The organism is Sphaerotilus sulfidivorans (assembly GCF_013426975.1).
GTDB classification, from domain to species: Bacteria; Pseudomonadota; Gammaproteobacteria; order Burkholderiales; family Burkholderiaceae_C; genus Sphaerotilus; species Sphaerotilus sulfidivorans.
In genome coordinates this window covers 48,007-61,534 of the sequence record NZ_JACCPY010000008.1, presented here as the reverse complement: position 1 = coordinate 61,534, position 13,528 = coordinate 48,007, and the positions used below count along the sequence as shown (strand labels likewise).

The 13,528-nt window shown below is 71.8% G+C and carries 12 protein-coding genes; 11 read left to right on the top strand and 1 reads right to left on the bottom strand.

Annotation, left to right across the window (positions count from 1 at the left end; translation table 11 throughout):
- The first annotated feature begins 116 nt into the window (after window positions 1-116).
- From HZU84_RS07410 to HZU84_RS07380, 7 genes are read left to right on the top strand one after another with little or no spacing between them, the layout of a single operon-like run.
- Window positions 117-599: a type IV pilin protein gene (locus tag HZU84_RS07410; RefSeq protein ID WP_149503213.1), complete on the top strand. Its 483-nt coding sequence runs from the start codon at window positions 117-119 to the stop codon at window positions 597-599.
- A complete protein-coding gene (locus tag HZU84_RS07405) occupies window positions 593-1,273 on the top strand; it encodes a GspH/FimT family pseudopilin (RefSeq protein WP_149503212.1) in 681 nt (226 codons plus the stop codon). The genes HZU84_RS07410 and HZU84_RS07405 overlap by 7 nt, the downstream gene beginning before the upstream one ends.
- Window positions 1,274-1,293: 20 nt before the next feature.
- Window positions 1,294-1,794: a type IV pilus modification protein PilV gene (gene pilV / locus HZU84_RS07400; RefSeq protein WP_149503211.1), complete on the top strand. Its 501-nt coding sequence runs from the start codon at window positions 1,294-1,296 to the stop codon at window positions 1,792-1,794.
- An 11-nt stretch (window positions 1,795-1,805) separates the two neighbouring features.
- A complete protein-coding gene (locus HZU84_RS07395) occupies window positions 1,806-3,017 on the top strand; it encodes a PilW family protein (RefSeq protein ID WP_180692842.1) in 1,212 nt (403 codons plus the stop codon).
- Window positions 3,018-3,048: 31 nt separating this feature from the next.
- Window positions 3,049-3,726 (top strand): pilus assembly PilX family protein, encoded by a 678-nt coding sequence (locus tag HZU84_RS07390; protein ID WP_180692841.1) that lies wholly within the window; start codon window positions 3,049-3,051, stop codon window positions 3,724-3,726.
- Between the two features lie 26 nt (window positions 3,727-3,752).
- On the top strand, window positions 3,753-7,208 hold the full coding sequence (locus HZU84_RS07385) for a pilus assembly protein (RefSeq protein ID WP_149503208.1): 3,456 nt from the start codon (window positions 3,753-3,755) through the stop codon (window positions 7,206-7,208).
- Window positions 7,190-7,897 carry an energy transducer TonB gene (locus HZU84_RS07380; RefSeq protein ID WP_149503207.1) on the top strand — a complete coding sequence of 236 codons (708 nt, stop codon included), beginning with the start codon at window positions 7,190-7,192 and terminating at the stop codon, window positions 7,895-7,897. Before HZU84_RS07385 ends, HZU84_RS07380 begins: the two co-directional genes overlap by 19 nt.
- Window positions 7,898-8,004: 107 nt before the next feature.
- Here HZU84_RS07380 and HZU84_RS07375 read toward each other — a convergent pair whose 3' ends face one another.
- A complete protein-coding gene (locus tag HZU84_RS07375; RefSeq protein ID WP_149503206.1) occupies window positions 8,005-8,943 on the bottom strand; it encodes a histone deacetylase family protein in 939 nt (312 codons plus the stop codon).
- 90 nt (window positions 8,944-9,033) lie between these two features.
- On the opposite strand from HZU84_RS07375, the gene HZU84_RS07370 reads away from it, so the two are divergent.
- Genes HZU84_RS07370 through gloA form a run of 4 tightly spaced genes read left to right on the top strand, consistent with a single transcriptional unit; the run spans window position 9,034 to window position 13,510 of the window.
- Window positions 9,034-9,972: an AAA family ATPase gene (locus tag HZU84_RS07370; RefSeq protein ID WP_244954454.1), complete on the top strand. Its 939-nt coding sequence runs from the start codon at window positions 9,034-9,036 to the stop codon at window positions 9,970-9,972.
- Window position 9,973: 1 nt separating this feature from the next.
- On the top strand, window positions 9,974-11,020 hold the full coding sequence (locus HZU84_RS07365; RefSeq protein ID WP_149503204.1) for a DUF58 domain-containing protein: 1,047 nt from the start codon (window positions 9,974-9,976) through the stop codon (window positions 11,018-11,020).
- Window positions 11,017-13,095 carry a transglutaminase TgpA family protein gene (locus HZU84_RS07360; RefSeq protein WP_149503203.1) on the top strand — a complete coding sequence of 693 codons (2,079 nt, stop codon included), beginning with the start codon at window positions 11,017-11,019 and terminating at the stop codon, window positions 13,093-13,095. The genes HZU84_RS07365 and HZU84_RS07360 overlap by 4 nt, the downstream gene beginning before the upstream one ends.
- Before the next feature lie 16 nt (window positions 13,096-13,111).
- Window positions 13,112-13,510, top strand: coding sequence for a lactoylglutathione lyase (gene gloA / locus HZU84_RS07355; protein ID WP_149503202.1), 399 nt, complete (start codon window positions 13,112-13,114; stop codon window positions 13,508-13,510).
- The last annotated feature ends 18 nt before the right edge of the window (window positions 13,511-13,528 follow it).

The window sequence follows — 13,528 nt, the reverse complement described above, 5'->3', positions numbered from 1 at the left end:
GCCGATCGGGGCCGACCAGCGGCGTGCCGCACCGGTGACGGGGGCGCGGCCACGGCCTAGCATCGCGCATCCTTTCATTTTTGCGCGATCGCCGATCGAAGGCCTCGCGACCCGACATGCTCCGCCCGACCCCCGTTTCCATCCGCAGCCTCCGTCCGAGCCGGGGCTTCACGCTGATCGAGGTGATGGTGGTGGTGGCCATCATCGGCATCCTGGCCTCGGTGGCGCTGCCCTCCTACAACGACTACATGCGCCGCAGCACGCTGCCGGAGGCCTTCACCTTCCTGTCGAACGACCGGGTGGCGATGGAGCAGTACTACCAGGACAACCGCAACTACGGCAGCGGCGCCTGCGCGAGCAAGACCGGCGCGGTGCCCTCGGCCAGCAACCTGCCCGACAAGGGCTCGAGCCTGAAGTTCAGCTTCAGCTGCACGCTGGGCGACAACGGCCAGAGCTATGTGCTGCGCGCCACCGGCAGCGCCGGCCATGCCGTCGGCCATGTCTACGAGACCGACCAGGCCGGCAGCCAGCGCACCACGCTGTTCAAGGGCGGCAGCGTCACCAAGGCCTGCTGGCTCAAGCGGGGCAGCGAATGCTGAAGCCGACACCGCTGGCACTGGCGCGGTCGCCACGCACACGCCGCGACCGCGGCTTCACGCTGATCGAGCTGATGGTCGCGCTGGCGGTGGCCGGCCTGCTGCTGATGGGCGCCATTCCGCTGGTGCGCGAATGGATGATGAACATGCAGGTCCGCAATGCCGCGATGTCGATCGCCGGCGGGCTGGAAAAGGCCCGCGCCGAGGCGGTGCGGCGCAACCGCGACGTGACCTTCTCGCTGGTGTGGAGCAACAGCACCAGCCCGGCCGGCCTGTCGGACGACTGCACGCTCTCGGCGCGATCGGCCTCCTGGATCATCAGCCTGGAAGATCCTGCTGGCGGCTGCGGCGGCCCGCTGCTGACCGGCGACACCAGCGCGGCCGACAAGCCGAGGCTGCTGGCACGCCACGCCCAGGGCGACGGCTCGCCCGACGTGATCGTCGGCGTCTACGATGCCAGCTGCGCCAGCGCCACCGGCGAGACGCAGGTGGTCTTCAACAGCTTCGGCCGCGCCGCGACCAGCCCGGCGGGGCCGATGCGCTGCGTCGTGGTCCGCCATCCCGGCAGCGACACCACCCACACGCTGCGGGTGATGCTGGGCACCGGCGGCAGCGTGCGCACCTGCGACCCGGCCGTCACCGAGCGCGACGATCCGCGCACCTGCATCCCGACCTGACACGATCCGAGACTGTCGCCATGGCCCTGCCCGCCGCCCGCCTCCACCGGCCACGCCCGCGCCCGGGCCGCTGCGCCGGCCGCCCCGCCCGCGGCTTCGCGCTGATCGAGGCGCTGATCGCGCTGCTGATCTTCTCGCTGGCGGTGCTCGGCCTGGTCGGCCTGCAGGCGGCCATGACCCGCGCCAGCACCGGCGCCAAGTACCGCGCCGAGGCCACCTACCTCGCCACCGACCTGATCGGCCGGATGTGGAGCAACCGCGCGATGCTGAAGGACTTCAGCGACTGCCAGGCCAGCAGCGCCTGCAAGGCCTGGCTGAGCCGGGTCGAAGAAACCCTGCCGGCCGGCACCGCCACCGTGTCGGTGGTCGACCGCATCGACACCGCGCTCGACGACGCGACCCGGGTGGCGCCCTACTCGGTCAGCGAGGTCACCGTGCGGGTGCGCTGGCAGCCGCCGGGCGAGAGCGCGGCGCACGAGTTCTCGACCACCACCGTCATCAGCGCCAACCCGACCTCGTGAACCAGGACGCCATGACACCCACCCTTCCTGTTCCGATCGCCCGCCTGCAGGCGCGGCAGCGCGGCATGACGCTGATCGAGCTGATGGTCGGCATGGTCATCGGCCTGCTCGCGGTGCTGGTGATCAGCCAGGTCGCGATCCTGTACGAGGGCCGCAAGCGCACCATCACCTCCGGCTCGGATGCGCAGGTCAGCGGCGCGCTGTCGCTGATGGCCATCCAGCGCGACCTGCAGGACAGCGGCTACGGCCTGGCCGAGGGCGGCGCGGTCGGCTGCCCGGTGCGCGCCCGCCACAGCAGCATGGCTGCCGGCCAGCTGCTGCGCTTCGTGCTGGCGCCGGCCGTCATCACCGACGGCAGCGACGGCGCGCCCGACCGCATCGCGGTGCTGCTGAGCCGGCCGGCCGACTTCGCGGTGCCGGTGCGGGTGGTCAGCGACCATCCGCGCGACGGCCAGGCCTTCGGCATCGGCACCGGCAGCGGCCTGGGGCTGCGCCAGGGCCACCTGATGCTGGCGGTGCCGACGACGGTGCCCGATCCCAGGCCGCTGGCCAGCGACGAGACCAGCTGGTGCAGCATCTTCAATCTGACCGCCACTCCGGATGCGGAGAGCACCTCGCTGGCCCATGCCGCCGACAGCAGCGGCCCGTGGAACCCGGATGCCGGCAGCACCCCGGTCTTCCCGGGCACCACCGGCGTCAGCGTGGCCTATCCCACCGGCAGCCTGCTGCTGAACCTGGGCACGCTGACCCGGCGCACCTACTGCATCAGCGGCCTGGGCGACGACTGCGACAGCGCCGGCCGCCCGCAGGTGCCGCTGAACCTGCGCCAGATCTCCTTCAGCAGCAGCACCGCCCGGGACAGCGTCGAGGACCTGCATCCCCAGGTGGTGCAGCTGCAGGCGGTCTACGGCATCGACAGCAGCGGCAACGACCGCATCGTCGACCAGTGGAGCGCCACCGCGCCGACCACCGCCGCCGGCTGGCGCCAGATCATCGCGCTGCGGGTCGCGGTGGTCACCCGCAGCGTGCAGGACGAGCGCCGGCCCGACCGCAGCGGCGACAAGGTGGTCACGCCCGACCTGCCGGTCTGGCATCCGGACGGCAGCACCGCCGAGGCCCTGCGCGTCGACCGGGTCGTCGGCGACCCGTGGCGCAACTACCGCTACAAGGTCTACGAGACGGTGGTGCCGCTGCGCAACATGCTGTGGCAGGCCGCCTCGTGAGCGCCGCGCAGCGCAAGGACATGCGATGACGATGAAACGCCCTGCCTCCGGTCGACCCCGCCGCCGTGCCGCCCGCGGCGCCTCGCTGGTGTTCGCGATGATCACCGTGGTGGCGCTGTCGCTGGCGGCCGTCGCGCTGGTGCGCTCGGTCGACACCGGACTGAACATCCTGGGCAATCTCGGCTTCAAGCAGGACACCCTGCTGGCGGCCGACCGCGCCACCCAGACCGCCATCCGCTGGATGCAGCAGCAGATCAAGACCGACACCACCGGGCTGGATGCCAGCCTGGTCGACGCGGGCTATGTCGCCGCCTCGATCGCCGATCTCGACCCGGCCTCGACCCGCACCGATGCCGATCGGGTGGCCGTCGACTGGAAGTTCGACAACTGCAGCTCCCAGCCCGGACGGACGCCCAAGGCCTGCGTCAAGCCACTGAAGGAAGCCATCACCGACGAGACCGCCGGGCTGAGCTCGCGCTACCTGATCGTGCGGCTGTGCTCGGCCGCCGGCAGCAGCACCGACGGCAAGGTGCGCTGCCCGCGCCCGCCCAATGCCAGCAGCACCGTCTCGGGCGAGCGCAACCAGCTCACCAGCTCCAGCAGCACCCGCCTGGGCAGCAGCACCGTGACCGAGTACTACCGCATCATCGTGCGCACCGAGGGCGTGCGCGACACCGTCAGCTTCACCGAGACGCTGGTGCATTTCTGACCCGACGCCGCCACGGAGCCGCCGCCATGACCCGCCCCCTCGCCTCTTCGCCCGCAGTCCTGGCCGCAGCCCTGGCGCTGACCGCACCGCTGGCCCCGGCCCAGATGATCGACGTCGCCCAGGGGCCGCTGAACGCCGCAGGCACCCAGGTCAAGCCGAACATCATGTTCATTCTCGACGACTCCGGCTCGATGAACTTCGAGTTCATGCCGGACGAGGTCGGCATGACAAAGGATTGGAGCCGCGATACGCAGCGCGGCGAATTCATGGTCGGCTACTGGTCGGCGCAGTGCAACGGCGTGGCCTTCGATCCCTCGCTGGAGTACGCCCCGCCGGTCAACGCCGCCGGCGCGGCCTACCCGAACGCCAGCTTCACCGCGGCACTGCCTGACGGCTTTCGCGGCAGCACGGCGACCACCAACCTGCCGACGAACCTGAACAACAGCTTCTACTACGTCTACGTGCCCTACACCGGCTCGCCGGCGGCGATGTCCTGGACCTACTACAGCTCCGGCGCGGCCAACGAGAGCACCGTCTTCTATCGCGAGTGCATGCAGACGATGGCGGCGGCCGAGGCCTCCGGGCGCTTCCGCAAAGTCACGCTGAACACCGCCGACACCAGCGCCGAAGCGGTGGCGCTGCGCCAGAAGTACGCCAACTGGTACACCTACTACCGCAGCCGCAAGCTGACGATGCGCAGCGCGGTGGGCCGCTCCTTCCGCAGCATCGGCGAGAACTACCGTGTCGGCATCACGCTGCTGAGCGATGCCAGCGTCACCAGCAGCAGCTTCCTGAATGTCGCCGACTTCGTCGACCGCAGCGGCGTGGGCAGCGGCCTGCAGCGCAGCGACTTCTACCGACTGCTCTACAGCGCCGAGACGGTCGACGGCTACACCCCGCTGCGCGGGGCGCTGTCCAAGGTCGGCCGCTACTTCGGCAAGACCTATCCGGGCCAGAGCACCGACCCGGTGCAGCACTCCTGCCAGCGCAACTACGCGCTGCTGTCGACCGACGGCTACTGGAACGTCGGCATTCCGACCGAACCCGGCTACGAGACCGGCAACTACCGCCCGCTCAAGTTGGACAACAGCGGCCTGGTCGGCCAGCAGGACGGTGCGCTCGACGCGCCCTACCGGGACAGCACCGGCAGCAACGGCGGCGGCGGCGACAGCAACTCGCTGGCCGATGTCGCCTATCACTTCTGGAACGAGGACCTGCGCCCGGACATGAAGGACAACGTGCCGGCCACCGAGCGCGACAGCGCCACCCACCAGCACCTGACCACCTTCACCGTCGGCCTGGGCGTGCGCGGCACGCTGACCTACGACCGCAACTACCTGACGCAGACCAGCGGCGACTATGCCGACATCGTCGCCGGGCGCAAGCAGTGGCCGGTGCCGACCGGCACCAAGGACAGCAGCGCCTACGGCGACGCCACCCACATCGACGACCTGTGGCATGCGGCGGTCAACGGCCGCGGCCAGTACTTCTCGGCCAGCAATCCCGACTCGCTGGCCGACGCGATCAGCACCATGATCAGCGAGATCAGCAAGGACAGCGGCTCGGGCGCGGGCGCAGGCACCAGCACGCTGACCCCGGTGACCGGCGACGACTGGATCTTCCTGCCCAGCTTCAGCAGCTCGCCGAGCTGGTATGGCGACATCCGCGCCTTCCGCTTCGCCAGCGACCCGCTGACCGGCGCGCTGATCGCGCCCGACACCGCCGAGGGCAAGGAGATCTGGAGCGCACGCAGGAAGCTCGATGCACGCGCCGAGCCGCGCCGCATCCTGTTCGGCAAGCCCGACGGCACGCTGGCGGACTTCACCTACGCCAATCTGCAGGCCGCCAACCTGCAAGGCTCCTTCGACATCGCCTGCACCGCGACCAAGAGCAGCCTGTCGCAGTGCGCGATGCTCAGCGATGCGGCCAAGGCCAAGGTCAACGGCCCCAACCTGGTCAGCTACCTGCGCGGCGACACCTCGCTCTACATGAGCCAGAAGATCACCGAGAACCAGGTCTTCCGCACCCGCAGCTCGCTGCTGGGCGACTTCGTCAACAGCTCGCCGGTCTATCTGGCCAAGGCGCCGTTCAAGTATGCGGACGCCGGCTACAGCGCCTTTGCCACCGCGCAGGCAAGCCGGCTGAAGATGATCTATGCCGCGGCCAACGACGGCATGCTGCATGCCTTCCGCGTCGGCGAGAGCACCACCGACAGCACCGGCGGCGAGGAGGCCTGGGCCTTCGTGCCGCGCGGCGTGATCAATGGCGAGTCGATGTGGCGCCTGGCCGACACCACCTACGAGGCCAACCACCGCAACCTGCTCGACGCCACCCCGGTGATCGGCGATGTGTACGACAGCACCACGAAGCAGTGGCGCACGATCCTGGTCGGCGGCATGGGCGCGGGCGGGCGCTACTACTACGCGCTGGACATCACCTCGCCGCTGCAGCCGCAGCTGCTGTGGGAGTTCACCGACGGCAATCTCGGTCTGACCTTCGGCAATCCGGTCATCACCAAGAACGCGGCCGGACGCTGGGTGGTGGCCTTCACCTCCGGCCTCAACAATGTCGGCGACGGCATCGGGCGCCTCTTCGTGCTCGATGCGGTCGACGGCCGGCTGCTGCAAAGGGTAGCCACCCCGGCCGGCAACGCCACCGCGCCGAACAATCTCGGCCGCCTGAATGCCTGGGTCGCCAGCGAGACCGACAACACCGCGCTGCGCTACTACGCCGGCGACATGCAGGGCAGCCTGTGGCGCTTCGATGCGGACGACCGGGTCGCGCCCTCGGGCACCGAGGCGGTGCGGCTGGGCCGCGCGCTCGACGCCAATGGCACGCCCCAGCCGATCGTCGGCATGCCGCTGCTGACCGAGACCACCACCAACGGCGTGGCCACCGCGATCATCAGCTTCGGCACCGGCCGCCTGACCAACATCGGCGATCTCGCCAGCACCGGCGTGCAGAGCATCTACGCCATCAAGGACACACTGCAGGCCACCGGCATCGGTGGCAGCGGCGACACCCAGGTCGCGCTGCGCCACAGGGACGCGAACCTGGTGCAGCAGACGCTGGTCACCAGCACCGGCACCCGCCGGGTCGATCCGGTCAATCCGGTCGACTGGTCGCTGCAGAACGGCTGGTACGTCGACCTGAGCCTGAGCAGCGGCGAGCGGGTGGTGCTCGACGGCGTGCCGCTGGGCTCGGGCGTGCTGGCCTATGCCTCGTCGATCCCGAACAGCGACCCGTGCAGCAGCGGCGGCAGCGCCTGGCTCTACCAGTTCGACATCGGCAAGGGCTCGGTGCTGGCAGCGACCAGCTATTCCTCGCTGCTGGTGGGCATCGGGCGAACCGTCGACAGCAAGGGCAACATCAGCGTGGTGGCCACTGCGCGCGACCAGAGCCTGTCGCTGGCTGCCTCCAGCGCCGGTGTCACCACCAAGTCCAACCGGGTGCGCCGCACCGCATGGCGGGAGCTGAACTGAGCCGGGCCGGCACCTGGCTGCCGGTCTCGCTGCTGCTGCATGCGGCGCTGCTGGCGGCCGCGCTCGCGCGTGGCGGCGAGCCGGCGACGTCAGGCGCTGCTGCGACGGCCCGGACGGCTGGCGGGCTGAGCGTGCGTCTCGCGGCCGCGCCGACCGCCCCGGCCCCGGCGCCCGCCACGACGCCGGCCCGATCCGAGCGCACTGCACGCGACAGGCCGCCTTCGATGCCGGAGCCAGCACCTGATGCGGCTCCTGAGGCGGCTCCTGATCCGCTTCCTGATCCGGTACCGCAGCCGCTGCCCCCGCCCGGGGCCGGCCAGCCTCAGGCGGCGGTCGAGCCCATGCCGTCGCCCGGCGAGACCGAACCGGACGACGACAGCACCTACCTCGCGCCCGATCAGCTCGACCGGCGCGCACATGCGGTCGCAGCGATCGATCTGCCCTACCCGGATCTCGCCCCGCCGGGACATTTCCGCGCCGCGCTGACGCTGTTCATCGAGCACGACGGCCGAGTCAGCCGGGTGCGGCTGGAGCCGGATCCGCACGCGCCAGGCGGCGGCGCGCTGCCGCCGGTGCTGGAGGACAGCGCCCGCCAGGCCTTCCTGGCCAGCCTGTTCGCGCCGGGCGAGCTTGGCGGCCGTGCGGTGCGCAGCCGGCTGCGGATCGAGGTGGAGTTCCGGGACGACTGAGCGGCCCGCCTGGATGCAGGAACGGTGGCGGCTGCGTGGGTGCCCGCCTGCGCGGGCATGACGAAGCCCCCCCGTCACCCTCGCGAAGGCGAGGGCCCACGCACCACTCAGACCCCGGCCAGCACCCGCAGATGCGCCGCGACGCTGCGCGCCAGCGAACTCAGCACATAGCCGCCTTCCAGGCAGGAGACGATGCGCCCCTTGGCATGGCGCTCAGCCAGATCGACCAGGCGCTGGGTGATCCAGGCGTAGTCGGCCTCGACCAGGCCGAGCTGGCCCAGATCGTCCTCGCGGTGGGCGTCGAAGCCGGCGGAGATGAAGATCATCTGCGGCCGGAAGGCCTCCAGCCGCGGCATCCAGTGCAGGTCGATCAGCTCGCGCACCTCCATGCCGCGGGTGTAGGCCGGCACCGGCACGTTGACCATGTTGTCGCCCATCGGCACGCCGCCGCTGTAGGGGTAGATCTGGTCCTGGAAGAAGCTCGCCATCAGGATGCGATCGTCGCCGGCGACGATGTCCTCGGTGCCGTTGCCGTGGTGCACATCGAAGTCGATGATCGCCACCCGCTCCAGACCGCGCATGTCCAGCGCATGGCGCGCCGCGATCGCGATGTTGTTGTAGAAGCAGAAGCCCATCGCCTCCGAGCGGGTCGCATGGTGGCCGGGCGGGCGGATCGCGCAGAAGGCGTTGGCATAGGTGCCGTCGATGACCGCGTCGGTGGCGGCGATCGCCGCGCCCACCGAACGCAGCATCGCCTGGCGGGTGGCCGGGCAGACGCTGGTGTCGGGATCGAGCGCGCGGTGCTCGCCGGTCTCGGCCGCCTGGCGCAGGAACTCGTCGAGCTCGACCAGATAGCGCTCGCTGTGCGCCAGCATCAGGTCTTCGTGGCGCGCCAGCGGCACCTCGTCGGGGCGGTGCAGCGCGATGTCCAGGCCGGTGGCCAGCAGATGGTCCTCGATCGCGTCGAGGCGCTGCGGACATTCGGGGTGTCCCGGGCCCATGTCATGGCCGCGACAGTCGGTATGCGTGTAGAAGGCGGTGCTCATGGTCTGTGTTCGCGTCAGTGCGACGGCTGTCCGCACTGCGTTGTCCCTCTCGCTTCAGGTATGGTGTTGATGATGACAAGCCCACATCACATGCAGCTGACGCAGCCGGCCGTCCTGTCCCGGCTGCTCGAGCGCCTGCTCGGACAGATCGGATCGGTGGTGGTCGGCAAGCCGGTCCAGATCCTCGACAGTGTCGCCTGTCTTCTCGCCGGGGGCCACCTGCTGATCGAGGACGTGCCCGGCGTCGGCAAGACCACGCTGGCGCACGCCCTGGCCGCCGCGCTCGGACTGCGCTTCGCCCGGGTGCAGTTCACCGCCGACCTCACGCCCAGCGACCTGATCGGAGTCAGTGTCTACGAGCGAAACCGCGAGAGCTTTGTCTTCCATCAAGGCCCGGTCTTCACCCAGGTGCTGCTGGCCGACGAGATCAACCGGGCCGGGCCGCGCACCCAGAGCGCGCTGCTGGAGGCGATGGAGGAGCATCAGGTCAGCGTCGACGGCGAGACGCTGCGCCTGCCCGCGCCCTTCTTCGTCATCGCCACCCAGAATCCGGCCGAGCAGATCGGCACCCATGCGCTGCCGGAGAGCCAGCTCGACCGCTTCCTGATGTGCCTGACGCTGGGCTATCCCGATCCGGCCTCGGAGCGTGCGCTGCTCGAGGGCCATGACCGCCGCGCCGCGGTGCGCGAGCTCGCGGCGGTGATGGGTGCGGCCGAGCTGCAGGCCGCGCAGGCGGCGGTGCAGCAGGTGCATGCGGCACCGGCCTTGCTCGACTACCTGCAGGCGCTGATCGCCGCGACCCGCGACGGGCGCTGGTTCGTGCAGGGCCTGTCGCCGCGCGCGGCGCTGGGGCTGCTGCGCGCGGCGCGGGCACGCGCACTGCTGGCCAGGCGCGACCATGTGATCCCGGAAGACCTGCAGGCGCTGGCGGTGCCGGTGCTGGCACATCGGCTGCAGCCCCGGCCCGGCGCCGGACGCAGCCGTGCCGCGCAGGTGCAGGCGATGATCGAGGCGGTCGGGCTGGTCTGACATGCGCCCTGGCCGCATCGGCGCGACGCTCCAGCGACGGGTGCACGACTGGCGCGAGGCCCGCCAGCCACGCACCGACCGGCTGGCGCTCACCCAGCGCAATCTCTACATCCTGCCGACCGCCTCGGGCTGGCTGTTCGCGCTGCTGCTGCTGGCGCTGCTGCTGGCCTCGATCAACTACCAGCTCAATCTCGGCCATCTGCTGACCTTCTCGCTGGCCAGCGCCGGGCTGGTCGCGCTGCATGCCACCCATGCGGCGCTGCGCGGGCTGGAGCTGGAGCTGGTGAGCGCCGAGCCGGTCTTCGCCGGCGAGCGCCTGGAGCTGCAGATCCGCCTGGACGACCGCCACCCCGCCCGCCGGCCATGGCGCTTCGGCCGCCACGGCATCCTGCTGCGCTGGCGCGAGCCGGCCGGCACCGAAACCGGCACCGACGCAGTGGCCCCGCGCAGCACCGGTGTGCCCGAGGGTGGCTCGGTCACCGTGCGGCTCGAACGCCCGACCCCGCGGCGCGGCGCGCAGACACTGCCGCCGCTGGAGATCGAAAGCCGCTTTCCGCTGGGCCTGTTCCGCGCCTGGGCGGTGTGGCGCATCGCGCGCGAGCCGCTGGTCTGGCCAGCGCCCGAGCCGGATGCGCCGCCGCTGCCCGAGCCGCTCGATCCCGGCGATCCCGGTCCGCGCCGTCTGGCCCGGCCCGGCGCGGAGGACGGCGAGAGCGGCATGCGCGCCTGGCGACGCGGCGACCGGCCCTCGCAGGTGCTGTGGAAGCAGTCGGCGCGCAGCCTGGCCGGCGGCGGCACGCTGCTGGTGCGCGACCCGCCGCCGCGGCCCGAGCCGGGCCGCGAGCTGCGGCTGGAGGCGGCGCAGCTGGCCGGCCTCGACGACGAAGCCCGGCTGCGCCGGCTCTGCGCCTGGGTGCTGGAGGCCGAGCTGCAGCAGCGCCGCTGGGAGCTGGTGCTCGGCGCGCTGCACATCGGCCCGGGCAGCGGCGCGGCGCAGCGGCGCGCCGCGCTCGACGCCCTGGCGCTCTGGCCGGGAACGGGGCGATGAACCTGCTGCCGCCCGCCCTGGCCGTCGCGATCGACAGCCGCCCGCGCGAGACCCGCGACACCCTGTTCCTGCTCGCGGTGCTGGCCTGGACCCTGCTGCCGCAGATCACCCAGGTGCCGGCCTGGTGCTCGGCCCTGGCCTATGCGGCGCTGGCCTGGCGGGCGCGGCTGGCCTGGCGTGGCGCGGCGCTGCCCTCGCGCTGGCTGCTGCTGCTGGCGCTGGTGGGTGCCTCGCTGGGCACGGTGCTCAGCCATCAGACGCTGCTGGGCAAGTCGGCCGGACTGACGCTGCTGGTGGTGCTGGCGGCGCTGAAGACGCTGGAGCTGCGCGCCCGGCGCGATGCCACCGTCGTGTTCTTTCTCGGCTTCTTCCTGGTGCTGGCGAGCTTCCTGCACTCGCAGTCGCTGCTGACCGCGCTGGCGATGGGCATCTCGGTCTGGACCCTGCTGGCCGCCCTGGTGCTGGCGCACATGCCCGAGGACCGCCCGCCGCTGACGCTCGCGCTCGGCCTGGCCGCGCGGCTGCTGCTGACCGGGCTGCCGCTGATCGTGCTGCTCTTCCTGCTCTTCCCGCGGGTCGCGCCGCTGTGGAGCCTGCCTGCGGACGGCAACGGCCGCACCGGCCTGTCCGACCGCATGCAGCTCGGCCAGGTGGCCGAGCTGGCGCAGGACGACAGCCCGGCGCTGCGGGTGCAGTTCGACGGCGAGCCGCCGCCGCCGGAGCTGCGCTATTTTCGCGGCCCGGTGCTGGCCGACCCCGACGGCAGCGGCTGGCGCATGCGGCCGGGCCTGACCGGCGAGCCGGCGCCGGCCCCGGCGCCAGGTGCACCGCTGCTGCGCTACCGCATGACGGTGGAGCCGCTGAACATCAGCACCCTGCCGCTGCTGGAGCGGGCGCGCTTCGCGCCTTTGCCTGCCGAAGGCCATCCCCGCTGGCTGCGCCATCGCGACGGCGCCTGGATGGCCGACCGACCGCTGGCCGGGCGGCTGCAGGTCCAGGCGCAGGCGGTGCTCGACATGCCGCTGCACCGCGCACCGGCCGGTGCGGGCACGGGCGCAGGCGCCGGCACGCCCGGGCCCGCCGAACCGCCCCCCGCGCTGCGCCAGGATCTGGCGCTGCCGGACGGTCGCCATCCGCGCACCCGGGCCTGGGCACAGGCGCAGCTCGATGCGGACGGCCGGGCCCGCCACGAGCCGGCCCGCGCCGCGCAGCAGCTGCTCGAGCACATCCGCCGCCAGCCCTATGTCTACACCCTGGCCCCGGGCGAAAGCGGCCCCGAACCGGTCGACGAGTTCTGGCTCGACCGGCGCAGCGGCTTCTGCGAGCACTACGCCAGCGCCTTCGTCATCGCGATGCGGGCCGTCGGCGTGCCGGCGCGGCTGATCACCGGCTACCAGGGCGGCCGGATCAATCCGGTCAACGGCATGCTGGAGGTGCGCCAGAGCGATGCGCATGCCTGGGCCGAATACCACGACCCGCGCCGCGGCTGGGTGCGCATCGATCCGACCGCAGCGGTGGCGCCCGAGCGCATCCTGCAGCCGGCACGCGCCGGCGGCGGGGGCGGCGCGATCGCCGACACCTTCGCCGCGCTCGATCCGCTGCTGCTCGAGCGCATGCGCGCGCTGTGGAGCGCGGCCGACCACCGCTGGAACCAGTGGGTGCTGGGCTACGGCAGCCAGGGCCAGCGCGAGCTGGCGCGCTCGCTGGGCTGGCAGATGCCCGACGCCACCACGCTGGCGCGGCTGCTGGCCGGGCTAATCGGCGGCTTCGCGCTGGTCGGCGCGCTGATGCTGATCGGCCCGCTGCGCCGGCGCGACCCGGACCGGCTGTGGCGCCAGGGCCAGGCGCAGCTGCGCGAGGGCCTGCGCCGGCGCGGCCTGCCGGTGGCCGATCATCACGGCCCCGACACCCTGGCGCAGCAGGTGCGCCAGCGCTGGGGCACCGCCGGCGAGCCCTTGGCCACACGGCTGCAGGACCTGGGGCAATGGCGCTACGCTCGACACGGCCAGCGCGGCGCCCTGCGTCCGCTGCTGCGACAGGCTCGCCAGGCCCTGCGCCGGCTGCCTCCCTCATGAACCCGGGTCTTTCACGATGAGAATCCTCCACACCATGCTGCGCGTCGGCGACCTGCAGCGCTCGATCGACTTCTACACCCAGGTGATGGGCATGACGCTGCTGCGCACCACGCACCGGCCGGAGCAGAAATACGACCTGGCCTTTCTCGGCTACGGCAGCAACCCCGAGCATGCCGAGCTGGAGCTGACCTACAACCACGGCGTCGACCGCTACGAGCTGGGCAGCGCCTACGGCCACATCGCCGTCGGCGTGGAAGATGCCGCCGCCACCTGCGCGGCGGTGCGCGAGCGCGCGCAGGCGCTGGGCGGCGCGGTCACCCGCGAGGCCGGTCCGGTCCAGGGCGGCAGCACCGTGATCGCCTTCATCACCGATCCGGACGGCTACAAGATCGAGCTGATCCAGCGCGGCACCTGAAGCCCCCGGCGCGACCGT